Origin of the sequence: Thioclava kandeliae (assembly GCF_040297545.1) — a bacterium.
Taxonomy (GTDB): domain Bacteria; phylum Pseudomonadota; class Alphaproteobacteria; order Rhodobacterales; family Rhodobacteraceae; genus Thioclava; species Thioclava kandeliae.
On the sequence record NZ_JAYWLC010000017.1, the window covers coordinates 62,120 to 88,614 of the forward strand.

General features: G+C 60.0%; 21 protein-coding genes and 1 tRNA gene. 4 read left to right on the forward strand and 18 right to left on the reverse strand.

Annotation, left to right across the window (positions count from 1 at the left end; genetic code table 11):
* Window positions 1-54: 54 nt before the first annotated feature.
* From fusA to tuf, 17 genes are all read right to left on the reverse strand, one after another.
* The gene (fusA, locus tag VSX56_RS16320; protein WP_339114368.1) at window positions 55-2,178 is read right to left on the reverse strand and encodes an elongation factor G; all 2,124 of its coding nucleotides are present in this window, start codon (window positions 2,176-2,178) and stop codon (window positions 55-57) included.
* 20 nt (window positions 2,179-2,198) lie between these two features.
* Window positions 2,199-2,669, reverse strand: coding sequence for a 30S ribosomal protein S7 (rpsG, locus tag VSX56_RS16325; protein ID WP_339114367.1), 471 nt, complete (start codon window positions 2,667-2,669; stop codon window positions 2,199-2,201).
* 21 nt (window positions 2,670-2,690) lie between these two features.
* Complete coding sequence (gene rpsL / locus VSX56_RS16330; RefSeq protein WP_096433949.1) at window positions 2,691-3,062, reverse strand: 30S ribosomal protein S12; 372 nt, start codon at window positions 3,060-3,062, stop codon at window positions 2,691-2,693.
* Window positions 3,063-3,332: 270 nt separating this feature from the next.
* Window positions 3,333-4,073, reverse strand: a complete 741-nt coding sequence (locus VSX56_RS16335) for a phosphatase PAP2 family protein (protein WP_350938632.1) — start codon at window positions 4,071-4,073, stop codon at window positions 3,333-3,335.
* Window positions 4,063-5,484: an ArnT family glycosyltransferase gene (locus tag VSX56_RS16340; RefSeq protein ID WP_350938634.1), complete on the reverse strand. Its 1,422-nt coding sequence runs from the start codon at window positions 5,482-5,484 to the stop codon at window positions 4,063-4,065. The genes VSX56_RS16335 and VSX56_RS16340 overlap by 11 nt, the downstream gene beginning before the upstream one ends.
* Window positions 5,459-5,767 carry a lipid-A-disaccharide synthase N-terminal domain-containing protein gene (locus VSX56_RS16345; protein ID WP_339114364.1) on the reverse strand — a complete coding sequence of 103 codons (309 nt, stop codon included), beginning with the start codon at window positions 5,765-5,767 and terminating at the stop codon, window positions 5,459-5,461. Before VSX56_RS16345 ends, VSX56_RS16340 begins: the two co-directional genes overlap by 26 nt.
* Window positions 5,764-6,498, reverse strand: coding sequence for a glycosyltransferase family 2 protein (locus VSX56_RS16350; RefSeq protein ID WP_339114363.1), 735 nt, complete (start codon window positions 6,496-6,498; stop codon window positions 5,764-5,766). Before VSX56_RS16350 ends, VSX56_RS16345 begins: the two co-directional genes overlap by 4 nt.
* A 181-nt stretch (window positions 6,499-6,679) precedes the next feature.
* Window positions 6,680-10,912 carry a DNA-directed RNA polymerase subunit beta' gene (rpoC, locus tag VSX56_RS16355; RefSeq protein ID WP_339114362.1) on the reverse strand — a complete coding sequence of 1,411 codons (4,233 nt, stop codon included), beginning with the start codon at window positions 10,910-10,912 and terminating at the stop codon, window positions 6,680-6,682.
* Window positions 10,913-10,968: 56 nt separating this feature from the next.
* Window positions 10,969-15,105, reverse strand: a complete 4,137-nt coding sequence (gene rpoB / locus VSX56_RS16360) for a DNA-directed RNA polymerase subunit beta (RefSeq protein WP_339114361.1) — start codon at window positions 15,103-15,105, stop codon at window positions 10,969-10,971.
* Between the two features lie 238 nt (window positions 15,106-15,343).
* Complete coding sequence (gene rplL / locus VSX56_RS16365; RefSeq protein ID WP_339114360.1) at window positions 15,344-15,715, reverse strand: 50S ribosomal protein L7/L12; 372 nt, start codon at window positions 15,713-15,715, stop codon at window positions 15,344-15,346.
* Between the two features lie 76 nt (window positions 15,716-15,791).
* Entirely contained in the window at window positions 15,792-16,304 is a 513-nt protein-coding gene (rplJ, locus tag VSX56_RS16370) for a 50S ribosomal protein L10 (RefSeq protein ID WP_339114359.1), read from the reverse strand.
* Between the two features lie 343 nt (window positions 16,305-16,647).
* Window positions 16,648-17,346: a 50S ribosomal protein L1 gene (gene rplA, locus VSX56_RS16375; RefSeq protein ID WP_339114358.1), complete on the reverse strand. Its 699-nt coding sequence runs from the start codon at window positions 17,344-17,346 to the stop codon at window positions 16,648-16,650.
* 3 nt (window positions 17,347-17,349) lie between these two features.
* The gene (gene rplK, locus VSX56_RS16380; protein ID WP_339114357.1) at window positions 17,350-17,802 is read right to left on the reverse strand and encodes a 50S ribosomal protein L11; all 453 of its coding nucleotides are present in this window, start codon (window positions 17,800-17,802) and stop codon (window positions 17,350-17,352) included.
* Between the two features lie 84 nt (window positions 17,803-17,886).
* The gene (gene nusG, locus VSX56_RS16385) at window positions 17,887-18,429 is read right to left on the reverse strand and encodes a transcription termination/antitermination protein NusG (RefSeq protein ID WP_339114356.1); all 543 of its coding nucleotides are present in this window, start codon (window positions 18,427-18,429) and stop codon (window positions 17,887-17,889) included.
* 203 nt (window positions 18,430-18,632) lie between these two features.
* On the reverse strand, window positions 18,633-18,815 hold the full coding sequence (secE, locus tag VSX56_RS16390; RefSeq protein ID WP_339114355.1) for a preprotein translocase subunit SecE: 183 nt from the start codon (window positions 18,813-18,815) through the stop codon (window positions 18,633-18,635).
* 117 nt (window positions 18,816-18,932) lie between these two features.
* Window positions 18,933-19,008 (reverse strand) — tRNA-Trp (locus VSX56_RS16395).
* Between the two features lie 199 nt (window positions 19,009-19,207).
* Window positions 19,208-20,383 (reverse strand): elongation factor Tu, encoded by a 1,176-nt coding sequence (gene tuf / locus VSX56_RS16400; RefSeq protein ID WP_339114354.1) that lies wholly within the window; start codon window positions 20,381-20,383, stop codon window positions 19,208-19,210.
* Window positions 20,384-20,783: 400 nt separating this feature from the next.
* Here tuf and VSX56_RS16405 point away from each other — a divergent pair, with 400 nt between their 5' ends.
* A complete protein-coding gene (locus tag VSX56_RS16405) occupies window positions 20,784-21,635 on the forward strand; it encodes a DUF533 domain-containing protein (protein WP_350938639.1) in 852 nt (283 codons plus the stop codon).
* Between the two features lie 74 nt (window positions 21,636-21,709).
* On the opposite strand, the gene parC is transcribed toward VSX56_RS16405, so the two are convergent.
* Window positions 21,710-23,968, reverse strand: coding sequence for a DNA topoisomerase IV subunit A (gene parC, locus VSX56_RS16410; protein WP_350938641.1), 2,259 nt, complete (start codon window positions 23,966-23,968; stop codon window positions 21,710-21,712).
* A 159-nt stretch (window positions 23,969-24,127) separates the two neighbouring features.
* On the opposite strand from parC, the gene VSX56_RS16415 reads away from it, so the two are divergent.
* From VSX56_RS16415 to VSX56_RS16425, 3 genes are all read left to right on the forward strand, one after another.
* Window positions 24,128-24,700: an SH3 domain-containing protein gene (locus VSX56_RS16415; RefSeq protein WP_339114351.1), complete on the forward strand. Its 573-nt coding sequence runs from the start codon at window positions 24,128-24,130 to the stop codon at window positions 24,698-24,700.
* A 118-nt stretch (window positions 24,701-24,818) separates the two neighbouring features.
* The gene (locus tag VSX56_RS16420) at window positions 24,819-25,658 is read left to right on the forward strand and encodes an SDR family NAD(P)-dependent oxidoreductase (protein ID WP_350938643.1); all 840 of its coding nucleotides are present in this window, start codon (window positions 24,819-24,821) and stop codon (window positions 25,656-25,658) included.
* A gap of 46 nt (window positions 25,659-25,704) precedes the next feature.
* A complete protein-coding gene (locus VSX56_RS16425; protein ID WP_339114349.1) occupies window positions 25,705-26,277 on the forward strand; it encodes a cob(I)yrinic acid a,c-diamide adenosyltransferase in 573 nt (190 codons plus the stop codon).
* Window positions 26,278-26,495: the final 218 nt, after the last annotated feature.

The window sequence follows — 26,495 nt, forward strand, 5'->3', positions numbered from 1 at the left end:
CAGGCTACTGATCTAAGGGGTGCGCCCGCGGAGCTACCGCGGACGCATATCAGATCAGGCGTATTGTTTCTGGATTTCGTCCGAGATGTTCTGCGGAACGGCTTCGTAATGCGCGAAGATCATCGTGAACACTGCGCGGCCCGAAGACATGGAACGCAGGTTGTTGATGTAGCCGAACATGTTGGCGAGCGGAACGAAGGCGTTGATGACATTCGCGTTGCCGCGGGTGTCTTGCCCTTGAACCATACCACGACGCGAGGTCAGGTCGCCGATGATCGAACCGGTGTATTCTTCCGGCGTCACGACTTCCACTTTCATCATCGGCTCGAGCAGCTTTGCGCCGGCCTTACGAAGACCTTCGCGCATTGCGGCACGTGTTGCGATTTCGAAGGCGAGAACGCTCGAGTCGACATCGTGGAAGGCACCGTCAAGCAGAGCAACCTTGAAGTCGATAACCGGGAAGCCTGCCAGCGGACCGGAGTCCATAACCGACTGGATGCCCTTCTCGACGCCCGGGATGTATTCTTTCGGAACAGCACCACCGACGATTTTCGATTCGAACGAATAGCCTTCGCCCGGCTCGGTCGGAGTGATCGCCAGTTTCACGCGCGCGAACTGACCGGTACCACCGGTTTGTTTCTTGTGCGTGTAGTCGATCTCTGCCGCTTGCGAGATGGTCTCGCGGTAAGCCACCTGCGGAGCACCGATATTCGCCTCAACCTTGAATTCGCGCTTCATGCGGTCAACAAGGATGTCGAGGTGAAGTTCGCCCATGCCCTTCATGATCGTCTGACCGGATTCGAAGTTGGTCTCGACGCGGAAGGACGGGTCTTCTGCTGCCAGGCGAGCCAGGGCGATGCCCATTTTCTCTTGGTCAGCTTTGGACTTCGGCTCCACGGCGATCTCGATCACCGGCTCCGGGAAGGTCATCGTTTCAAGAACGACGGGCTTCGAGCTGTCGCAGAGGGTATCACCGGTGGTGGTCTCTTTCAGACCGGCCAGCGCGATAATGTCGCCTGCAAACGCTTCTTCGATCTCTTCACGGTTGATCGCGTGCATCATCATCATACGACCGATGCGCTCTTTCTTGCCCTTCGTTGCGTTCAGGACGGAATCGCCCTTCTTCAACACGCCCGAATAGATACGGGTGAAGGTCAGCGAGCCCACGAAGGGGTCGTTCATGATCTTGAACGCGAGACCCGAGAAGGGTTCTGCATCATCCGCGTGACGTTCGATGTTACGCGTTTCGGTCTCGTCGTCGGGTGCGAAGCCGGTATAGGCGGGCACGTCGAGCGGCGAGGGAAGGAAGTCGATAACCGCGTTCAGCAGCGGTTGGACGCCCTTGTTCTTGAAGGCCGAACCGGCGAAGACCGGAACGAACGAGAGCGACAGGGTGCCCTTACGGATCAGTTTCCGCAGGGTGTCCTCGTCGGGCTCGTTGCCTTCGAGATAGGCTTCCATGGCCGCGTCGTCTTGCTCTACAGCAATCTCGACGAGGTTGGCGCGCCACTCGTCTGCCATGTCCTGAAGATCGGCACGGATCGGTTCACGAGCCCAGCTTGCGCCGAGATCTTCACCTTTCCAGACCCATTCTTCCATCTTGATCAGGTCGATGATGCCTTCAAGTTTATCTTCTGCGCCGATCGGTAGACACACGGGAGCCGGAGTGGCGCCGGTGCGGTCCTTGATCATCTTGACGCAGTTGAAGTAATCCGCGCCGATCTTGTCCATCTTGTTGACGAACACGATCCGCGGAACCTTGTAGCGGTCAGCCTGACGCCAAACGGTTTCGGTCTGCGGTTCAACGCCTGCGTTGGCGTCGAGAAGGCAGACTGCGCCGTCGAGCACGGCCAGCGAACGCTCGACTTCGATAGTGAAGTCAACGTGGCCGGGGGTGTCGATGATGTTGAAGCGGTACTTGGTGTCCGAGGTGCCTTCTGCGGTCGGATCTTCCTGACGCTGCCAGAAAGTCGTGGTCGCAGCAGACGTGATCGTGATGCCGCGTTCCTGCTCCTGCTCCATCCAGTCCATGGTTGCGGCGCCGTCGTGGACTTCGCCGATTTTGTGGGACTTGCCGGTGTAGTAGAGGATCCGCTCGGTCGTGGTCGTCTTGCCCGCGTCGATGTGGGCCATGATCCCGAAGTTGCGGTACCGCTGAAGGGGATAGTCGCGTGCCATAGGGCGTCCTTCCGTTGGATTTACCAGCGATAATGGCTGAACGCTTTGTTCGCGTCGGCCATCTTGTGCGTATCTTCACGTTTCTTAACTGCAGAACCGCGCGAATTCACCGCATCCAGAAGCTCGCCTGCAAGACGCTCTTCCATGGTGTTTTCGTTACGACCACGTGCAGCCGAGATCAGCCAGCGGATTGCCAGCGCCTCGCGGCGTGCCGGACGAACTTCGACCGGAACTTGGTAGGTTGCACCACCCACACGACGCGAACGGACTTCAACAGCCGGCTTCACGTTGTCGAGGGCTTCGTGGAACACTTCGATCGGCTCGCGCTTGAGCTTGCCCTCGACGCGGTCCAGCGCGCTATAAACGATGCGTTCGGCGGTAGATTTCTTACCGTCGATCATCAGGTTGTTCATGAACTTGGTCAGAACGCGGTCACCAAACTTGGCGTCCGGGAGAACTTCGCGCTTCTCAGCGGCGTGACGACGAGACATATGTGTATCCCTTTCCTACGATCACTTCGGACGCTTCGCGCCGTACTTGGAGCGACGTTGACGACGATCTTTAACACCTTGGGTATCCAGCACACCGCGCAGGATGTGGTAACGGACACCCGGAAGGTCTTTCACACGGCCGCCGCGGATCAGAACAACAGAGTGCTCTTGCAGGTTGTGCTTTTCGCCCGGGATGTAGGAAATGACCTCGAAGCCATTCGTCAGACGCACTTTGGCGACTTTACGCATAGCGGAGTTCGGTTTCTTCGGCGTGGTGGTGTACACACGCGTGCAGACGCCACGTTTTTGCGGGCACTGCTGGAGGTGCTGCGACTTAGAGCGCTGCACTTTCGGCTGACGCGGTTTGCGGATCAGCTGCTGGATTGTCGGCATTCGGTTCCCCGTTCGCTTTCTATCAGGTTGTCAATACTCGCCACCGGGATGATGGCGCCACTTCTCGACAGCGTCATGCGCCCATTCGCACAAACGCCAAATCGCAACCTTCGCGGGCTTTCGGCCTTCGAAGACTGCGTGCGAAACAAGGGGGGTCGGACATGGGTCCGGCCTAGGACCACCGCTGTTTCTGTCTCCCGCACGGTTTTCAAGCCCGAGGGGATGGGCGGCGTATAGGCTCTTGCCCCGCCCTTGTCAACTCGGACGATGTTACCCTGCGGGACTGTCCGTTTTGTCTGCTGCGGCCTTGCCTTCACGATAGTCCGTGCCGAGCTTCAGCATGCCCCAGAGCGCCCATGCGATTGTCAGCGAGATAAGGGCCGCAAAGGTCACATCCGACAAGAAATGCCGCCCCGTCACGACCCGCTGGGCCAGAACGAAAACCGACAGGGCCCACGCGATGCCGGTCGCCCATCCCTGCCCGCGCGACCCGCACCAGCGTTTGGCCACGAACCAGACCGCCAGCGACAGAATCACGACCGCCGACCCCTCGCCCGAGACAAAGGAGCAGTTGCGCGAGCACTGGTCGGCAAAGTGCCATGCGGGGGTGAAGAGATGCTCGCCGCCGAAATCGACAGTGCTAGCGGGACGAGCGCGGCCGGAATAGGTCTTGAAAAGCCCGTTCACCAGAATGACGGAGCCGAGGAAATAGCCCAGCGTGATCCACGCCCAATCCCGCAAACCCAGCCGCAAGACGGGCTTGCGCAGCACCGCACAGACCGGAACCATCACCAGCGAGACCAGCGCGAGGATCACCGACAGGTTCCAGATGCGTTGGCGCAGGAATTCGAGCACGGGGTCCAGCCAGCCGGCGGTGAACCCCTCCCCCGCCGTGTAGAAGAGGCCCGACACCCAGAGATCGAACCGGGGCGCCGCCTCGAAGAGGCAGACGGCCACCGCCCATGCGCCCAACAGCCAAAACCCTGCTCCACGATAGGTTTCAATGCGCATAGAGACACTCCGCATTCACCGTCCAGGCTTTCACGTCATAGCGGGTCCAGTAGCCACCACGCGGCAGATCACGGGTCTCGCTCGGGCTGCAGCCCTCGGGAAGATCCCGATCCACCAGAACCACCTGCCCCAGCCCGGCGGGCATCGGGAACATCTGCTCGTAATAGCTGCCCGGACGGCCTTTGGGCGGAACGGCATAGACCGGCACATCGCCATTGCGGTTCTGGTAGAACAGATCCGCCAGGATATCGCGGTTTTCCGAAACGACCGGCAGGCCCGTCTCATGCCCGATCGCGAGAGCGGCGTGGCTCAGTTCGGCCCGCCCCAGATAGCGCTGCAGAAGCGGCTTGCCATCAATCACCGGCCACGGTGCCAACACGGTCAGCAGAGGCAGAAGGATACAGGGGATCAGGTTGATCGCCAGCGAGATCCGGCGCATACGCGGGCCAAGGACCGACACCGCAAGGATGGTCCCCGCGAAATAGGTGCCCACCGCCCAATTGGCATAGGCCCGGTCCAGAAGCGCCTGCACGAGCACCACTGCAAGCGCGGGCACCGACAGGAAGGCAAGCCCCGCCCGTGCGGAGGTGCCGCCGCGCAGATACCCCCACAGAAGCGCCACCATGGCCACCGGACCGAACACCCCGAACTGGCTGGCAAAGAACGTGCCCAGCGAGCTCCAGTTCAGATGCGCTCCCGTGCGGACCCAGCCCGCATTATCCATCGTATGCTCGACAGTGGTCAGATCATGGGTCAGGTTCCAGATCACGTTGGGTGCGATCATCAGCCCGAACGCCACCAGCATCAGCACCGCATTGCGCCAGCCGGGCCGGAAATCACGCAGGAACAGCGCCGCCAGAAGCGCGCCAGGGATCAGGTAGATGGCCGCATATTTCGCCATGAACCCCGCGCCTGTACAAAGCCCCGCAAGCACGGCACTCCCCGCCCCCCGCGTCTGGCAGGTCTTCACGAAGAACAGGATCGCGCCCGCAAAGAAGGGCGCCATGACCGTATCGGTCGAGATCAGCAGCGATCCCAGCGCCACGAAAGGCAGTGTGACATAGGTCAGCGCCGTCCAGAAGGCCGTGCGCGCATCGAAGAGCCGCGCCGCCGTCAGCCCGAGGACCAGCGCGGTGATCCCGTGCAGCACCGATCCGGGCATCCTCACCCAGAAGGGGTTCGAACTGCCCGCCAGATCAGTCACGGCCCGGATCAGCCAGCCGATCAGTGGCGGTTTGGAATAATATCCGAAGTCGAAATTCTGGCCCCAGAACCAGTATTGCGTCTCGTCGACGAACAGCTCGGCCTTGTTAAAGACCAGTGCAATCAGCCGTAAGGCCGTCACCAGAGCGACAACGGCAAAAGCTTGCGGCAGCCAGCCGCGTTCAGGCGTTCCGACGACGTTTCGCATAGATCAACCACAGATTCCGAGAATAGATCACAACGCCGAGCGACTGCCCCAGCACGAAAACGGGATCATGGCGATAGATCGCGTAGGAGAGCAGCATCACCCCGCCCAAGAGCGAGAAATACCAGAAGGTCACCGGCATCACCGAATCCTGTGCCTTCTCCGAGGCGATCCACTGGACCAAAAACCGCGCGGTAAACATCAGCTGCGCGGCAAGACCGAACAAGACCCATGCCAGTTCGGTGCCGTTATCGACATGGAACAGCTTCAACAGATGATCGATCATTGCGTCTCCTCCGCAACGGAAACTTCAGTCGGGCGAGCGGTCTTCTTACGCTTGAGAAGCCATGCGACGCCGCACAGATCGACAATTCCCACCATCGCCCGTTGGAAATTATTATAATTCGACTGTCCACCCAGACGTGCACGGTGCGTCACATCCACCAGAATGATTTTCAGCCCATCGCGCTTGAAGAGCGCGGGCAGATAGCGGTGCATATGGTTGAAGAAGGGCAGCGCCATGAACGCCTCACGGCGGAAGGCCTTGAGGCCGCAACCGGTATCGCGCGTGCCATCCTGCAGCACCCGCGCCCGCAAACCATTGGCGAATTTCGAGGCATAACGCTTGGACCATGTGTCCTGACGCCCGACCCGCTGCCCGGCCACAAGAGACGCTTGCGGATCGTTCAGTAGGGCATCCACCAGCTTCGGGATATTCTCGGGCGGGTTCTGGCCATCGCCATCAAGTGTGCAGCAGATTGCCCCGCGCGCGGCCAGCACGCCGCTATGGACCGCGGCACTCTGTCCGCCGGATCGGTCATTGGCCAGAAGGCGCAGACGGTGATCCACCGCCAGACGCTCGGTCAGGATACGCCGCGTGGCATCGGTCGAGCCGTCATCGATCACGATCACCTCGTAATCGTATCGCGCATCGCAGAAAGAGTGAATCTCCTCCACCAGCGCGGCGATGTTCTCGGCTTCGTTCTTAGCGGGAATTATTATTGTTAGCTCTGTCATCTACCGCAGCATTCGTCTCGTATCTGGGTTGTGCCACACCCTCGTAACAACGGGGCGACAGCGATCTCGTCGTGGATTCGCCCTGTGTCTAGCCGTCTGGCGGCGCTGGGGCTAGACACTTTAACGACAAAGGGCCCCGCTATTATAGCGGAGCCCCTTATTTCTTTCAGTCAGACGCGTCTTAGTCGCGGCTTTCCGGCGTTTCGACAACACCGAAATCGGCACCGGTATCGGTGTCGGCCGGTGCGGCAAGAGCCACGGCTTGTTCGGCCTCGGCGCGCTTGGCCTCGATCACTACGCTGTCGCGCTCGGTCGCCACACGACGGACCTGGCTGGTTGCCCCACCAGTCCCCGCCGGGATCAGACGACCCACGATAACGTTCTCTTTCAGGCCGACCAGCTTGTCGCGCTTACCTTGGACAGACGCCTCGGTAAGAACGCGGGTGGTCTCCTGGAAGGATGCCGCCGAGATGAACGAACGGGTCTGCAGCGAGGCCTTGGTGATCCCCAGAAGGACAGGCTCGCCATGTGCCGGACGTGCACCGCGTGCAAGCGCCTTGGCATTGACCTCTTCGAACTCGACCTTGTCGACATGCTCGCCCTTGAGCAGCGTGGTCTCGCCCGAATCCAGCACCTCGATCTTCTGCAGCATCTGGCGCACGATCACTTCGATATGCTTATCGTTGATCTTCACGCCTTGCAGACGATAGACGTCCTGCACCTCGTTGATGAGATACTCGGCCAGTGCCTCGATCCCCATGATGCGCAGGATGTCATGCGGTGCGGGGTTCCCGTCCATGATGTAGTCACCCTTCTGCACGAAGTCGCCTTCCTGCACCGGGATGTGCTTGCCTTTCGGCACCATGTATTCGACGGGCTCCAGACCTTCGTCGCGCGGGTCGATCGCGATGCGGCGCTTGTTCTTGTAGTCTTTCCCAAAGCGCACATAGCCATCGATCTCGGCAATGATCGCGTGATCCTTCGGACGGCGTGCCTCGAAGAGTTCGGCAACACGCGGCAGACCACCGGTGATGTCCTTCGTCTTCGCGCCTTCACGCGGGATACGCGCAACCACGTCACCTGCACGGACGTCCTGCCCCTCTTCGACCGACAGAATTGCGTCGACCGACATCGGGTAGGTCACCGGGTGGCCCATATCGTTACGGACGGGTTCGCCATTCGCATCAACGATGATGATCTCCGGTTTCAGGTCCTTCGCACGGGCGGAGGAGCGCCAGTCCGACACGATCTTCTGTGTCATACCGGTCGCGTCATCGGTGTCCTCGCGCAGCGAGATACCCGCGAGCAGGTCCACCAATTTGGCCTTACCGGCCTTCTCGGCGATGATCGGCAGGGTATAGGGGTCCCATTCGAACAGCTTGGTGCCGCGTTTGACGCTTTCGCCCTCTTTCACGAAGACATGGGTACCATAACCGACCTTGTGGCTGGCCAGCTCCTCGCCATGATCGTTGACGATCACGATCTGCATGTTCCGGCCCATGATGATCTGCTCACCATTGGCGTTTTCAAGCAGCGACGGATTGCGGAACTCGATCTTACCCTCTTGGCTTGCCTCGAGGAAGGATTGCGAGCCACCCTGTGCGACGCCGCCGATGTGGAAGGTCCGCATCGTCAGCTGGGTACCGGGTTCACCGATGGACTGGGCCGCGATGATACCGACGGCCTCGCCCTGGTTCACCATGGTGCCGCGCGCAAGGTCACGACCGTAGCAGAGTGCGCAGACGCCCTCATCGGCCTCACAGGTCAGAGCCGAACGGATACGGATCGACTGGACGCCAGCCTGTTCGATCTGGTCGGCTTTACGCTCGTCGATCAGCTCGTTACGGCGCACCAGCACCTCGTCGGAGCCCGGAACCAGAACGTCATCTGCAGCCACACGGCCCAGAACACGCTCGGATAGCGGTGCCACGACCTCACCGTCATTGACGGCGGCCGATGCGGTGATCGCGTTCTCGGTGCCACAATCATGCGCACGCACGATGCAGTCCTGAGCCACGTCCACCAGACGACGGGTAAGATACCCCGAGTTTGCCGTCTTCAACGCGGTATCCGACAGACCCTTACGGGCGCCGTGGGTCGAGTTGAAGTATTCAAGAACGGTCAGACCTTCCTTGAAGTTCGAGATGATCGGCGTCTCGATGATCTCGCCGTTCGGCTTGGCCATCAGGCCGCGCATCCCGCCCAGCTGCTTCATCTGCGTGACCGAGCCCCGTGCACCGGAGTGGGCCATCATATAGACAGAGTTCGGTTCCATTTCGGCGCCGTTCTCGTCGAACTTGGACGCAGAGATGGTCGACATCATGGCTTCGGTGACCTGGTCGTTACATTTCGACCACGCATCGACAACCTTGTTGTACTTCTCGCCCTGAGTGATCAGGCCGTCCATATACTGCTGTTCGAAGTCCTTGACCTGATCGCGCACGTCATTGACGATTTCCCACTTGCTATCGGGGATAACCATATCGTCCTTGCCGAACGAGATACCTGCCTTGAACGCTTCCTTGAAGCCCATCGACATGATCTGGTCGCAGAAGATCACCGACTCTTTCTGGCCGCAATAACGGTAGACGGTGTCGATGACGTTCTGAACGTCTTTCTTCCGCAGCAGACGGTTCACCAGATCGAAGGGTGCCTTCGCGTTCAGCGGCAGGAGCGCACCAAGACGCAGACGGCCCGGCGTGGTCTCAAAGCGGATGAACACCTCGTTGCCGGTTTCGTCGATCTGTTTCACACGGGCGTGGATCTTGGCGTGCAGATGCAACTCGCCTGCATTCAGCGCGTGCTCCATTTCCTCGATCGAGCCGAAGACCATGCCTTCGCCCTTCATGCCCTTACGCTGCATGGTGAGGTAGTAGAGCCCCAAGATCATATCCTGCGACGGAACGATGATCGGTGCGCCGTTCGCGGGCGACAGAACGTTGTTCGTCGACATCATCAGGACGCGCGCTTCCAGCTGGGCCTCGAGGCTCAGCGGAACGTGCACAGCCATCTGGTCACCGTCGAAGTCGGCGTTGAAGGCCGAGCAGACGAGCGGGTGCAGCTGGATGGCCTTACCTTCGATCAGCGTCGGTTCGAACGCCTGGAAGCCCAGACGGTGAAGCGTCGGTGCGCGGTTCAGGAAGACCGGATGCTCGCGGATCACCTCGTCGAGGATATCCCAGACTTCCGGACGCTCTTTTTCAACGAGCTTCTTCGCCTGTTTCACGGTGCTCGACAGACCTTTGGCCTCGAGACGCGAATAGATGAAGGGCTTGAAGAGTTCGAGCGCCATCTTCTTGGGCAGGCCACACTGGTGCAGCTTGAGCTCCGGACCGGTCACGATAACCGAACGGCCCGAGAAGTCGACGCGCTTACCGAGCAAGTTCTGACGGAAGCGACCCTGCTTACCTTTAAGCATGTCCGAAAGCGATTTCAGCGGGCGACGGTTGGTGCCCGTGATCACGCGGCCACGACGGCCGTTATCGAACAGAGCATCGACCGATTCCTGCAGCATACGCTTTTCGTTACGCACGATGATATCGGGCGCACGCAGTTCGATCAGACGCTTCAAACGGTTGTTCCGGTTGATGACGCGGCGATACAGATCGTTCAGATCCGAGGTCGCGAAACGGCCACCATCGAGCGGAACGAGCGGACGCAGTTCCGGCGGGATCACCGGAAGAACGGTCAGCACCATCCATTCGGGACGGTTGCCCGACTCGAGGAAGGATTCAACGATCTTCAGACGCTTGATGATCTTCTTCGGTTTCAGCTCGCCGGTCGCTTCTTTCAGCTCCTCGCGCAGGGTCTCTGCGGTGGCTTCCAGATCGATCCCTGCCAGCATCTCGCGGATCGCTTCAGCGCCGATATTGGCGGTGAAGGCGTCTGCGCCATACTGGTCCTGCGCGTCGAGATACTCTTCTTCGGTCATCAGCTGGCCATACATCAGGTCGGTCAGACCCGGCTCGATGACAACGTAGTTTTCGAAGTAGAGGATGCGCTCGAGATCGCGCAGCGTCATGTCCAGCATCAGACCGATGCGCGAGGGCAACGACTTGAGGAACCAGATATGGGCGCAGGGTGCGGCCAGCTCGATATGGCCCATACGCTCGCGACGGACCTTTTGCAGCGTGACTTCCACACCGCATTTCTCGCAGACAACGCCGCGATATTTCATACGCTTATATTTGCCGCACAGGCATTCGTAGTCTTTGATCGGGCCAAAGATACGCGCGCAGAACAGACCGTCACGCTCGGGTTTGAACGTGCGATAGTTGATAGTTTCCGGCTTCTTGATCTCGCCATAGGACCACGAGAGGATCCGTTCGGGCGATGCCAGAGATACCTTGATCTCGTCAAACTGCTTGGGCTGTGCCAGCGGATTGAACGGATTGGTAGTGATTTCCTGGTTCATCTGAAAATCCTTGTTAGAGGGCAGCAGAGGCGGGGGAAGTAAGGGGGAAGCCCCCCTTACTCGTCATCCTCCGCATCCAGGAGTTCCATGTTGAGGCCAAGGCCCCGGACCTCTTTGACGAGAACGTTGAACGATTCCGGCACGCCGGCCTCGAAGTTGTCCTCACCTTTGACGATCGATTCATAGACCTTCGTCCGGCCTGCCACGTCATCCGACTTGACGGTGAGCATCTCTTGCAGGGTGTAGGCGGCGCCGTAAGCTTCCAGAGCCCAGACCTCCATCTCCCCGAGACGCTGACCACCGAACTGCGCCTTACCACCGAGCGGCTGCTGGGTGACGAGCGAGTACGGACCGGTCGAACGGGCGTGCATCTTGTCATCGACGAGGTGGTGAAGCTTCAGGAAGTATTTCACACCCACGGTGACCTTACGAGCGAACTGCTCACCGGTCCGACCGTCGAAGACCACCGACTGACCCGAAGTGTCGAAGCCCGCACGACGCAGCGCGTCGTTGATGTCTTCTTCCTTCGCACCATCGAAGACCGGCGTTGCAATCGGGACACCCGTGCGCACGGCTTCCGCCGATTCCACGAAGCGCTCGTCTTCCATTGCCGCGAACTCTTCCTCGTAGGTCTCGTCGCCATAGCCATAACGCATTGCGTCACGAACAGGCGTCAGATCGCCAGACTTGCGATAGTCTTTCAGCGCTTCGTCGATGCGAAGGCCCAGACCGCGCGATGCCCAACCCATATGGGTTTCAAGGATCTGACCGACGTTCATCCGCGAAGGCACGCCCAGCGGGTTCAGAACGAGGTCAACCGGCGTCCCATCCGCGAGGAAGGGCATATCTTCGGCCGGAACGACCTTCGAGACCACACCTTTGTTCCCGTGGCGGCCTGCCATCTTGTCGCCTGCCTGAAGCTTGCGCTTCACAGCCACGAAGACCTTGACCATCTTCATCACGCCCGGAGGCAGATCGTCGCCCTGACGGACTTTCTCGACCTTGTCTTCGAAACGCAGATCGAGCGCCTTCTTCTGCGCCTCGAACTGGTCGTTGAGTGCCTCGACTTCTTTCGCGTCGGCCTCATCTTCCAGTGCGAGCTGCCAGTATTGGCCGCGCGAGAGGGTTGCCAGAAGGTCAACAGTGATCTCGGAACCCGGCTTGACGCCTTTGGGACCCTTGACCGCCGTCTTGCCGATGATCAGCGAGCGCAGACGTGCGTAGATGTTCCGCTCGAGAATGACGAGTTCGTCGTCACGGTCGCGGGCCAGACGCTCGACTTCTTCACGCTCGATCTGCAGCGCACGTTCGTCTTTGTCCACACCATGACGGTTGAAGACGCGGACTTCCACGATGGTCCCATAGGCACCCGGCGGCAGACGCAGCGAGGTATCGCGCACGTCGGACGCTTTCTCACCGAAGATGGCGCGGAGGAGTTTCTCTTCCGGCGTCATCGGGCTCTCGCCCTTCGGCGTGATCTTACCTACAAGAATATCACCCGGGCCGACTTCGGCACCGATATAGACGATACCGGCTTCGTCGAGGTTGCGCAGGGCTTCCTCACCGACGTTCGGGATATCGCGGGTGATTTCTTCCGGACCAAGCTTCGTATCACGCGCTGCGACTTCGTATTCATCGATATGGATCGAGGTGAACACGTCGTCTTTGTGGATACGCTCGGAGATCAGGATCGAGTCTTCGTAGTTGTAGCCATTCCACGGCATGAAGGCCACGACCACGTTCCGGCCAATGGCCAGATCGCCGTGATCGGTGGAGGGACCGTCAGCAATGACCTGACCCTTCACGACCGCTTCGCCCACTTTCACCAGCGGGCGCTGGTTGATGGTCGAGGACTGGTTCGAACGCTTGAACTTGCGCAGACGGTAGATGTCGACGCCCGGATCGCCCGGCTCGAGGTCTTCGGTCGCACGGATAACGATACGCGCCGCATCGACCTGGTCGATGATGCCCGAACGGTCCGCCGAGATCGCAGCCCCCGAATCGCGTGCCACGGTCGCTTCCATACCGGTGCCCACGAAGGGTGCCTCGGCACGGATCAACGGCACGGCCTGACGTTGCATGTTCGCCCCCATCAGAGCGCGGTTGGCGTCGTCGTTTTCAAGGAACGGAATCAGTGCCGCACCGACCGAAACCAGCTGTTTGGGCGAAACGTCGATCAGGTCGACGGCTTCGTTCGGGTTGAGCATGAATTCGCCCGACTGACGGGTCGAAACGAGTTCGTTCTTGAAGCGCCCTTCCTCGTCGAGGTCGGCGTTGGCCTGAGCCACGGTGTGGCGCATCTCTTCGGTCGCCGACATATAGACCACGTCATCCGTGACCTTGCCGCCTTCAACCTTGCGATACGGGGTTTCGATGAAACCGTATTTGTTCACACGGGCGAAGGTTGCGAGCGAGTTGATCAGACCGATGTTCTGACCTTCCGGCGTCTCAATGGGACACATCCGGCCATAGTGGGTCGGGTGAACGTCGCGCACCTCGAAGCCTGCACGTTCGCGCGTCAGACCGCCCGGGCCGAGGGCCGAGAGACGACGCTTGTGCGTGACTTCCGAAAGCGGGTTGGTCTGGTCCATGAACTGCGACAGCTGCGAGGAGCCGAAGAATTCACGCACCGCTGCCGCTGCCGGTTTCGCGTTGATCAGATCCTGCGGCATGACCGTATCGATCTCGACCGAGGACATGCGTTCCTTGATCGCGCGTTCCATGCGCAGCAGACCGACGCGATACTGGTTTTCCATCAGCTCGCCGACAGACCGCACACGACGGTTACCGAGGTGGTCGATATCGTCGATCTCGCCTTTACCGTCGCGCAGCTCCACCAGACCCTTGATGCAGGCCACGATGTCTTCGTGACGCAGCGTGCGCTGGGTGTCCGGCGCATCAAGGTCGAGGCGCATGTTCATCTTCACGCGGCCAACAGCCGAGAGATCGTAGCGCTCACTATCGAAGAACATCGAATCGAAGAGATTCGACGCGGCTTCAACAGTCGGCGGCTCGCCCGGACGCATGACGCGATAGATATCCATGAGCGCGCCGTCGCGGCCCATGTTCTTGTCTGCGGCCAGCGTGTTGCGGATGTAGGGACCGACGTTGATGTTATCGATATCCAGCACCGGAATCTCGGTGATGCCGTTATCGATCAGCGTCTTGATCGACCCGCCCACGAGGTCGCCGTCACGGTCGTATTCTGCGGTCAGCTCGTCGCCTGCCTCGATATAAATGAAGCCGGTCTGGTCGTTGACGATGTCCTTCGCGCAGAAGCGGCCCAGAATGTGATCGAAAGGCACGAGCAGGTCGGTGACTTGACCTTCGTCCTTGATCTTCTTGACCATGCGCGGGGTCATCTTGTCGCCCGCTTTGCAGATAACCTCGCCCGAGTCCGCATCGACCAGATCGAAGGTCGGACGGGTTCCGCGAACGCGGTCCGGGAAGAACTTGGTGACCCAGCCCTGACGCCCCTTGGAGGTGTAGGAGACGGTGTCGTAATAGGCATCCATGATGCCTTCCTGATCCATGCCGAGCGCATAGAGCAGCGTCGTCACCGGAAGCTTCCGGCGGCGGTCGATCCGTGCGAACACGAGATCCTTGGCGTCGAATTCGAAGTCGAGCCACGAGCCGCGATAGGGAATGATGCGGCAGGCGAACAGCAGCTTACCCGAGGAGTGGGTCTTGCCGCGGTCATGGTCGAAGAATACGCCCGGCGAACGGTGCATCTGGCTGACGATCACGCGCTCGGTGCCGTTCACGATGAACGTCCCGTTCTTGGTCATCAGGGGCATATCGCCCATGAACACGTCCTGTTCCTTGATGTCCTTCACGGAACGCGCACCGGTGTTCTCGTCGACATCGAACACGATGAGGCGCAGGGTGACCTTCAGCGGGGCGCTATAGGTCATATCGCGCTGCTGGCATTCCTCAACGTCGTATTTCGGCTTTTCGAGCTCGTATTTCACGAACTCCAGAATAGCGTTGTCATTGAAATCTTTGATCGGGAAGACCGATTGGAAGACCCCTTTGATGCCTTCGCCATCCAGATGACCTTCCCCTTCGCCGGAGCGCAGGAACAGGTCGTAGGATGCCTTTTGAACCTCGATGAGGTTCGGCATTTCGAGGACTTCGCGGATCTTACCATAGTAGCGGCGAATGCGCTTTTGACCAACGTAAGCTTGAGCCATGCTCGTCGTCACCTTTCGTCTTTTCGCGTGCGGCACTATGTCGGGGCCCATGGTGCGCGCCTGGCGATAAGGGGGGCGGCTCCATACCTGCCGACCGTCCCACCGGTCAGCTCCCGAGCCGCGAACGCCGCCTTGGAGAGCGCTTTATCAAAAAGCCCTCTCCGAGACAGGTTCGGCTGGGCCCGGAAACTCCGGACCCAGCCCAATCTCAAACTCGATGCGTGCGCACCGAACCCAATTACTTGAGTTCGATCTTTGCGCCTGCTTCTTCGAGCTTTTTCTTGATTTCTTCGGCTTCTGCTTTTGCAGCGCCTTCTTTGACTTTACCGCCGGCCTCAACGAGGTCTTTGGCTTCTTTCAGGCCGAGGCCGGTGATGCCGCGGACTTCTTTGATGACGTTGATTTTCTTGTCGCCTGCATCGACGAGGATCACGTCGAATTCGGTTTTCTCTTCAGCTGCTTCAGCAGCTGCTGCCGGGCCAGCCATCATGACGGCGCCACCGGCTGCCGGCTCGATGCCGTACTCGTCTTTCAGGATGGTTTTCAGCTCTTGTGCTTCCAGCAGCGTGAGAGCAACGATTTCTTCGGCGAGTTTTTTCAGATCAGCCATTTTACTCAGTTCCTAAGATTAGGGTTTGGTTTCCAACGTCGGACTTCAAGCCACGACGAAGGCCATAACAGTTTGCTTACGCAGCTTTCTCTTCGATGGTCGAGAGAATGCCCGCGATGTTCGAAGCAGGCGCGCCAATGGCACCGGCGATGTTCGAAGCGGGTGCACCCAGGCACGAAACGATCTGAGCGATAAGCTCTTCACGCGACGGCATGGCTGCCACGGCTTTAACACCGGCGACGTCAAGTGCATCATTCCCCATTGCGCCGCCGAGGATCGAGAGTTTCTCGTTCTTCTTGGCGTATTCCACGACCACTTTCGCCGCAGCGACCGGATCTTCGGAATAGGAGAGCACCGTCATGCCCGTGAGGTACTGAGCGATGCTTTCGCACGGCTTGTCCGCAAGGGCGATCTTGGCGAGCTTGTTCTTGGCAACGCGCACAGACCCGCCCGCTTCACGCATTTTCGCGCGCAGGTCCTGCATTTCAGCAACCGTCAGGCCTTCGTAGTGGGCAACCACCACGACGCCAGAGCTTTCGAAGATCTGGCCGAGTTCCTCGACCACTTTCTCTTTCTGGGCTCTATCCACAGTTACACTCCAAGTTGGGAGGTTTGACCCTCCGGCTCATTTTGCCGGGGCACTTGCCCCGACTCGGGGTCCGCAACGGTCCGTCCAAGATCACCTTTGGGGCTTCATGCAAAGCACCTAGGAAATCTGTCCTTCCCGCCTCAGGCAGGATTTACCAGGCTCGCGCCTCACCCACCGTCTCGGACGAATCGTTCCACCTTGACCAAGCGGTCAGCGGTGCAACAGGCTGCGTTCCTACACCTGAACGCAGCTTTTGTGAAGCCTTAATTTCTCAGCTCACGGATGTTTTCAAATAGAAAGGGCGGCCCGAGGACCGCCCTTCCCTATCCGATGCAACCCGGGCTCAGTTGCCGGTTGCCGAAGCGAGGTCTACCGATACGCCCGGACCCATGGTCGAGGAGATCGAGACTTTCTTCATGTAGTTGCCTTTGGCGCCCGCGGGCTTCGCTTTGGCAACTGCCTCGACGAATGCACGAACGTTCTGGGCCAGTTGCTCTTCGGTGAAGGAGATCTTGCCGATACCGCCGTGGATTACACCGGCTTTCTCGACTTTGAACTGGACTTCGCCGCCCTTGGCTGCTTCCACGGCCGCTTTCACGTCCATGGTCACGGTGCCGACTTTGGGGTTCGGCATGAGGTTGCGCGGGCCGAGGATCTTGCCCAGACGACCGACGATCGGCATCATATCCGGGGTCGCGATGCAGCGATCGAATTCGATCTTGCCCGACTGGATGGTTTCCATCAGGTCTTCTGCGCCAACGATATCCGCGCCAGCTGCTTTGGCTTCGTCGGCTTTCGGGCCGCGAGCGAAGACAGCAACACGGACCGTTTTACCGGTGCCGTTCGGCAGCGAGACCACGCCGCGGACCATCTGGTCTGCGTGACGCGGGTCAACGCCGAGGTTCAGAGCGATTTCGAGCGTCTCGTCGAATTTCGCTTTTGCATTGGCTTTCACCAGTGCAACGGCGTCTTCAACCGAGATCAGTTCTTTGCCTGCGAATGCTTCGCGAGCGGCTTTGGTGCGTTTACCGAGCTTTGCCATGACTTAGCCTTTCACCTCGATACCGATCGACTTCGCGGAGCCGAGGATGATGTTCATCGCGCCTTCGATGTCGTTGGCGTTCAGATCAGACATTTTTGCTTCAGCAATCGCGCGCACTTGTGCGGCGGTGATGGTGCCAGCAACTTCACGACCCGGTGCAACCGAACCCTTCGGGCGGTTACGCTTGCCAACCGGCTTCAGGCCAGCGGCTTGCTTGATGAAGAAGGACGCAGTCGGTTGTTTCACTTCGAAGGTGAACGACTTGTCGGCATAGTAGGTGATGACCGTCGGGATCTTCGCCTGCTTGTCCATTTCCTGCGTCTTGGCGTTGAACGCCTTGCAGAATTCCATGATGTTGATGCCGCGCTGACCCAGTGCCGGGCCGACGGGCGGGGACGGGTTCGCGGAACCCGCTGCGATTTGCAGCTTCAGCTGCCCAATCACTTTCTTAGCCATTTGGCTTCTCCTTCATCACTCTGCCCCACGGGGGCAAGTTTAGTGGTCGCGGCGCGGGCTCATTCCCGACACCTCCCACATCCCTCAGGCGATTTTCTGCACCTGAGTGAATTCCAGTTCGACCGGGGTCGGACGACCGAAGATCGAGACCGTCACCTTCAGGCGGCTCGCAGCGTCGTCAACTTCCTCGACCATACCCGAGAAGCCCTCGAAGGGCCCGTCGGTCACATTCACATTCTCGCCCACCTCGAAGGTGATCAGGCTGCGCGGCTCGGCCTTCTCGGAAGAGGCACTGCCACCACGGTTCAGCATCCGGTCCACCTCGGCGTCCGACATCGGCATCGGCTTACCCTGATGACCGAGGAACCCGGTCACCCGGTTGGTCGAGTTGATCAGGTGGTAGCCCTGATCCGTCATATCCATACGCACGAGCACATAGCCCGGCATGAAGCGGCGCTCGGAGGTGACTTTCTTGCCACGGCGCACTTCGATCACTTCTTCGGTCGGAACGAGGACTTCCTCGATCTCTTCCTCAAGGCCCTTCTCGACAACAGACTGCCGGATCTGCTCGGCAACCTTCTTCTCGAAATTCGAGAGAACCATTACCGAATACCAACGCTTCGCCATGCTCGAGCCTGCCTTTTCCTTAACCGGCGCTTCGAACGCCGCGAATTCCCATTTTGCCCTGCCCCAGCCAACTGGCCCAGACGCGACACCGAAACAAAACGAGCGCGCACGATCCGAATCGATGCACGCCCTTTTCCGGAGAGTCATGCTCCCATACAGACGCTACGGGAGCTTTTCAACCCCATAGCGCCCGGAGTGGAGGATCAGCCGATCAGCTGACCGACACCAAGCCGGATCACGAAATCCACGCCCGAGAAGAACAACGCGGTCAGCGCCGTCAGCACGAGCACCATGACCGAAGTCAGCACCACTTCACGACGCGAAGGCCACGAAATCTTGGCCGTTTCAGAACGCACTTGCTGCAAGAACCGAAGGGGATTTGCCATTATGCCATCTTCCTCTAGTCGCCCGAAACAGGCGGGCTACATTCACGCGTCGCTACGTTCCCGTAGCGCCGACCGTCACCAGCCTGCCTACATGAGCGCTTCATCGAAGGAAAGGACTGGCAGGGGCAGAGGGACTCGAACCCGCGACCCTCGGTTTTGGAGACCGATGCTCTACCAACTGAGCTATACCCCTAGGCCGTGAGCGGGAGATACAGACCCCAAGGACGGAAAGCAAGGGGGTATTTCGTGGAATCTCGCTATTCGCCGAAATTCTTTTCCGTTTCGCTTCGCCTTCGCCAAGCCCCTCGGAAAAAACACTAATCCCCTGCCCTCGCATAGCAAAAGGGCGGCCCTTGGGCCGCCCTTCCGTAAATCACATGATCCGCGTGGGATTATGCGAGGATTTTCGACACAACGCCTGCACCAACGGTACGGCCACCTTCGCGGATTGCGAAGCGCAGACCATCTTCCATGGCGATCGGAGCGATCAGTTCGACTTCGAACTTCAGGTTGTCGCCCGGCATAACCATCTCGGTGCCTTCCGGCAGCGTAACGGTCCCGGTGACGTCCGTGGTACGGAAGTAGAACTGCGGACGGTAGTTCGCGAAGAACGGCGTGTGACGGCCACCTTCCTCTTTGGTGAGGATATAGGCTTCTGCTTCGAACTTGGTGTGCGGCTTGACCGAACCCGGCTTGCACAGAACCTGACCACGCTCAACGCCTTCACGGTCGATACCGCGAAGCAGGGCGCCGATGTTGTCGCCTGCTTCACCACGATCCAGCAGCTTGCGGAACATTTCCACACCGGTGCAGGTCGTTTTCTTGGTGTCGCGGATACCGACGATTTCGAGTTCGTCGCCGACGTTGATCACGCCGCGCTCGACACGACCGGTCACAACGGTACCACGGCCCGAGATCGAGAACACGTCTTCGATCGGCATCAGGAAGGGCTGGTCAACAGCACGTGCCGGGGTCGGGATGAAGTCGTCAACGGCTGCGATGAGCGCGCGGATCGAGTTCTCGCCGATTTCCGGATCGCGGCCTTCGAGGGCTGCAAGTGCCGAACCTTTGACGATCGGAATATCGTCGCCGGGGTAGTCGTAGGACGACAGAAGCTCGCGGACTTCCATCTCGACCAGATCCAGCAGCTCTTCGTCGTCAACCTGGTCAACCTTGTTCAGGTAAACAACCATGGTCGGGATGCCGACCTGACGGCCGAGCAGGATGTGCTCGCGGGTCTGCGGCATCGGGCCGTCAGCTGCGTTCACAACGAGGATCGCGCCGTCCATCTGTGCCGCACCGGTGATCATGTTCTTAACATAGTCAGCGTGGCCGGGGCAGTCGACGTGCGCGTAGTGGCGGTTTTCCGACTCATACTCGACGTGTGCGGTCGAGATGGTGATGCCGCGTGCTTTTTCTTCCGGTGCGCCGTCGATCTGGTCGTAGGCCTTGAAGTCACCGAAATACTTGGTGATTGCTGCGGTCAGCGTGGTTTTGCCGTGGTCAACGTGGCCGATCGTGCCGATGTTAACGTGCGGTTTGTTACGTTCAAACTTTGCCTTTGCCATCTCGCGGGACGCCTCTGGTTTGGGGGGCCGTCTGAAGGCCCGTGACAATATCGCGGGCTAGATATTTCCCTACAGCAGAAAAATCAAGCGCGATAAGCAGATTCCCGTCGCTTTCACCGATAGTTTTCCTGCGCCTGAATGGGCGCGGATACCGAGTCCGGGCAGCGCTTGGAGAGCGGGCGCGACAAAAGCGCGCGGGCGGGCGCGCACGCATAGGCGTAAACGCCACCAATTTGGCCATCGCTGCCTGATCTTTGAGCATAATGGCCAAAAACACCCCGTAAATGGCAGCTTTCCGCGTAGCAGCCGCGCCACACACCCACTCAGCAGGAACCCGACCCGCTGACTTTTGGTAGGTCCCGACATAGACTCGTTACATGTGACACTGCAGGAGGCCATCATGTCATTCGTCGGAACACTCGCCAAGGTAACGCTCGGAATCGCCCAAGCGAAAGGCGGCTCGAACCTTGCCCGTGCGGCTAGAGGCGAGTTGGGCGGATCGGGTGGTCTTTTGAACGGCAATGCGCAGGGCGATTTCGAAGAGCGCCTCGCCGCATTGCTGGGTGGCAAAATAAACCACCTCTACCAGTTCAGTGGCTATAGCATGGGTGCCATGCTGGAGCGGCTCGGGCGGAGCGCCTCGCTGGTGCGCCACCGCTCCAGCTCGGCTGGAAGCGGCGGCATGTCCGACGCGATCTCGCAACTCGCGCGTGACATGTGCGGCAAGCGCGGCGGTCTGGGCAAGCTTCTCGAGCAGCTCTCCGAGACCACCAGTAGTGAATGCCTTGGCAAGACGCCGGCGCAGCGCGTGACGTCCGAACGCTCCTTTGGCGAGGAACTGAACGCGGCCTTCGCAAGCGGCTCGGAACCGTGGAAAAAGCCTTCGCCCGCCCAGAACGTTGCCGCCGCCGTTCTGGTGAAGGCATTGCTGCAAGCCGCCAAGGCCGACGAGGTGATCGACCAGCCCGAGCGCGACAAGCTTTTGGCCAAGCTCGACGGCATGCATGGCGACGAGCGGGCTTTCGTGAAACATATCCTCGAAGCGCCGATCGACATCGAGCGCCTGAGCCTGAAGGTGCCCTCGGGCCTTGAGCCGCAGGCCTACGCGATGTCGGTCATGGCCATCGACCCCGACCAACCGAAAGACATCGCCTATCTCGAAGCGTTTGCAGATGCGCTCGGCCTGCCCGAGGCGGTCATCGAAAAGGTCCATAAAGAGCTGGGCGTAGCCCCCCTTCTGGTTGCGGCCTGACGAGCCGACCTATGCGACAAATAAAAAGGGCGGCCCGAAAGGCCGCCTTTTCCACATCCATCCAAGACATGTCCTCAGTTGAACTTGTTGTCGCGCGGGAAGCCGCGCGGGGCCATACGGCCCGCAGTTGCCCGCTTGGCTGCCCATTCCGAAAGATCGCTCTCGCTCCGTGTGCGCCCCGCCGGATCCTTCCAGCTCAGACCGTCGGCTGCGTTGAATGTGCGGATATCGGACAGGCCGCCATCCTTGTATTTCTGCAGCCGCACGCCCTTGCCCTTGGACATCTCGGGCAGCTCGCCGATCGGGAAGACCAGCACCTTGCGGTTCTCGCCCACCACGGCAACCATATCGCCTTCGACAAGCTTACAGGCCGCAGTCTGATCGGGTGCCTTCACATTGAGCACCTGCTTGCCGCTCTTGGTCTGGGCAATCAGTTCTTCGGCAGGACAGATGAACCCGTCCCCCGCCGATGAGGCCAGCAGATATTTCTCGCCCTCTTTCGGCACCAGAACGTGGGTAATCTCCACCTCGTTCGGGATGTCTGCCATCAGGCGGACAGGCTCGCCCATACCCCGCCCGCCGGGGAGATTGGCTCCCAGCACGGTATAGGCGCGGCCATTGGCCCCCAGCATAACGATCCGGTCGGTGGTCTCGGCATGGAGCGCGAAGCGCGGCCCGTCACCGTCCTTGAACTTCACCTCCGCATCAAGGGCGTTATGCCCCTTCATGGCGCGAATCCAGCCCATCTTAGACAGGATCACGGTGATCGGCTCGCGCTCGATCATCGCCTCGATCGGCACCTCCTCGACCTCGCCTGCCGCGCCGAAATGGGTGCGGCGCGCGCCGATCGCAGTGCCTTTGCCAAAGAGCTTGCGCATGTCCTTCAGTTCGGTGCCGATGGCTTTCCACTGCAACTTCTCGGAGCCCAGCAGTTCCTCGAGCCCCGCCCGTTCGGCCAGAAGGTTGTCGCGTTCCTGCCGCAGCTCCATCTCCTCGAGACGACGCAAGGACCGCAGGCGCATGTTCAGGATCGCCTCGGCCTGCACTTCCGTCAGGAACACCGCTTCTCCATCGGTCACGGCCCAGTTCTCGCGCATGAGCGCGGGCTTGGCCTCGTCCTCGGTGCGGATGATCCCAATCACACGGTCGAGGTTGAGATAGGCGATGATATAGCCGTTGAGCACCTCGAGCCTGTGCGCGATCTTGTCCAGACGGTGCTGGCTGCGGCGGCAGAGCACATCGCGGCGATGGTCGAGAAACGCGCGCAGCACTTCCTTGAGCGAGCAGACCTTGGGCACCCGCCCGTCGATCAGCACATTCATGTTCATCGAGAACCGCACTTCCAGATCCGAGTTCCGGAACAGCATCCCCATCAGCAACTCGGGCGCGACGGTCTTGGTCTTGGGCTCCAGAACGATGCGGATATCCTCGGCGGATTCGTCGCGCACATCGGCCAGCGCCGGCACTTTCTTGGTCTGGATGACTTCGGCCAGACGCTCGATGAGCTTGGATTTCTGCACCTGGTAGGGGATCTCGGTAACGATCACCTGCCATTGGCCACGGCCAAGATCCTCGACCTCCCATTTGGCCCGCAGCCGGAACGCGCCGCGCCCCGTGCGATAGGCGGTCAGGATATGCTCCTTGGGCTCGACGATCACGCCGCCCGTCGGGAAATCCGGCCCCGGAATGTAATCGACCAGCCGGTCATCCTCGATATCCGGCTTGCGGATCATCTCGAGACAGGCATCGACCAGTTCGTCGAGATTATGCGGCGGGATATTGGTTGCCATCCCCACAGCGATCCCCGAGGCACCATTGGCCAGCAGGTTCGGGAAGGCGGCAGGTAGCACCACCGGCTCTTCCAGCGTGCCATCGTAATTAGGACGGAAATCGACCGCGTTCTCGGCCAGCCCTTCAAGAAGGCTTTCCGAGGGCTTGGCCATCCGCGCTTCCGTATAGCGCGAGGCAGCGGGGTTATCGCCATCGATATTGCCGAAGTTCCCCTGGCCATCGACAAGCGGGTAGCGCATGGCGAAATCCTGCGCCAGACGCGCCATCGCATCATAGATCGCCGCATCGCCATGGGGGTGATAGTTGCCCATCACGTCACCGGAAATCTTCGCCGATTTCCGGAACCCTCCGGTGGAGGACAGTTTCAGTTCGCGCATCGCATACAGAATGCGGCGATGCACGGGTTTCAGCCCGTCTCGTGCATCGGGCAGCGCCCGGTGCATGATCGTGGACAGCGCATAGGTCAGATACCGGTCGCCGATTGCACGGCTTAACGGCTCGGAGGACAGCGCCGAAGGAATCTCATCATCATGCTCGCTCATGGGAAAAATCTCTAAAGCGGTGATGACCTCCGGTCCAGCAGCAAATTTTCGCCGATGCGGAACCGACGGTGGGTTGACGCGTTGCTCCCCCGAACAGCTTCACGGGCACGTTATTCTCGCCAAGGGTAGATAACCCTCTGGCGAAAGGGGAAAATTTTCATGTTGAAACTCGTCGTCAACACGTTGGTCGCACTTTTTCTGGTGCTTGTCATTTTTGGTCGTGACGACGATCCGGCCGCACCACAACCCGTGCTGCAGGCCAGCGCAAGCGACAGCCAGACAAACCCCGTGCTGATCCAGAAAGCCGTTGCCACCGAAGAGAGCAACCGCGCGACGCTGATCACGGCCGCTGCGGCGGCAACCCTACCCGATAGCGAATCCCTTGATGCCCCCGCGCCCACCCCACACGCGGCGGTCGCGGCACCGCAAGAGCCAGCCATCACCCGCACCTTCCCCAAAGTGACCAACGCCTCCGCCCTGCGCAGCTCGCCGCAATACCGCAGCGCCGAGCCCGAGACCGCAGCTGCACCTGCCGGTGCCCTCTGGCGGGTGACCGCGGCCGCGCTGAACGTGCGCTCGGGTCCCGCGACCTCCTATCAGCGCGTAGATGGCGTCACGCGCGGCGAGGAAGTCCTGATCGTGGCGCAAAAAGGGAATTGGGCGCATATTCGGATCGAGGGTGACGGCGTCAATGGCTGGGTCTCCAAGAAATTCCTGAGCCCCTCGAACTGATATCCCGACCATTTCCTACTCCCCCGACCCGCTCCGCAAGCCGCAGATACTCTCTGCGGCTTTCTCTTGCGCCATGCCTCCCCAGTCCCTACTCCTTAGCTTCCAAGGGAGACACGCAATGACAAAGACAATCCTCATCACCGGCTGCTCGTCCGGTATCGGCTATGACGCCGCGCACGGGCTGACAGCCGCAGGCTGGAAGGTCATCGCCAGCGCGCGCAAAACCGAGGATTGCAAAAGATTGCGTCAGGAAGGTCTAAGCTGCGTGCAGATGGACATGGCCGACCCCGCCTCCATCGACGCCGGCTTCGCACAGGCGATGGAACTGACCGGCGGACGGCTCGACGCGCTCTATAACAATGCAGCCTTCGCCTGCCCCGGCGCGGCCGAGGACCTGCCCGCGGGCGCCCTGCGCGAGATCTTCGAGACCAACCTCTTCGGCCTGCACGATCTGACCTGCCGCGCCATCAAGGTGATGCGCCAGCAGGGGAGCAATGGCGAAGGCCGGATCCTGCAATGCTCCTCCGTGCTGGGGCTGGTCGGGGTGCGCTGGCGCGCGGCCTATGTCTCGACGAAATTCGCCCTTGAAGGCCTCACCGATGTCATGCGGCAGGAAATGAGGGATACGGGGATCAAATTCATTCTGATCGAGCCGGGCCCGATCACTTCGCGCATCCGCGCCAATTCCATCCCGCATTTCGAGCGCTGGATCAACTGGCGTGCCTCGCCCCGACGCGCGCAATACGAGGCGAGCCTGCTCAAGCGCCTCTACGAGCCGAAAAAGGACCCCGACCGGTTCGAGCTCCCTGCATCGGCCGTGACCGCAAAAATCCTGCAGGCGCTCGAGAGCCCCCGCCCCCGCGCACGCTACGCGATCACTGTCCCGACCCACATCATGGCAATTGCACGGCGCATTCTACCGGTTAACGCTCTGGACTGGCTTGCAAGCAAGGGCTGATCTCTCGTATAGATTCGCTACGGATTTGATCAAAAAGAGGCACTTTATGGTCGTTCTGAATAAAATATACACACGCACGGGTGATGATGGCGAGACAGCGCTCGTTGATGGACAACGTGTTGCCAAATCATCAGCCCGCGTGAACTGCTACGGCACGGTCGACGAACTGAACGCCGTTCTGGGCCTCGCGCGACTGCATGCAGAGGGCGGGCTTGAGACGCAGATTGCCCGCATCCAGAATGATCTCTTCGATCTGGGCGCCGATCTGGCCCGCCCTCACCCCGAGCTGGACAACGAGGCGGGATATGAGGTTTTGCGCATTACGGCCCAGCAGACCGACAGGTTGGAGACCGAAATCGACGCGATGACCGCAGTGCTGGAGCCACTCAAGAGCTTTATCCTCCCCGGAGGCACGGCCTGCGCTGCACATCTCCATCACGCACGCACCGTCGCGCGCCGCGCAGAACGCGAAGCCGTGGCCCTGATGGCAGAGGCTACGCTCACCCCTGATTGCCTCAAATATCTCAACCGGCTTTCGGACTGGCTCTTCGCGGCATCGCGCATGGCCAATGATGAGGGGCGCGCAGATATCCTCTGGGTTCCTGGCGCCAACCGATGAAACATGCCGCGGAGAGGCCATGGTCAACCCATGCCGCAGCGAAGCTCTGGGGGGTCGGTTTTCCCCTGTTTCTCTGTATCACCGCGTTGTAACACTACCCATGAAACTCCACGAAGCCCCGCAAGGGATTATTAAATAAAGGGAGCACCACGCTTATGAAGGTCCTCGTACCCGTCAAGCGCGTGATTGATTATAACGTGAAAGTCCGCGTGAAGGCG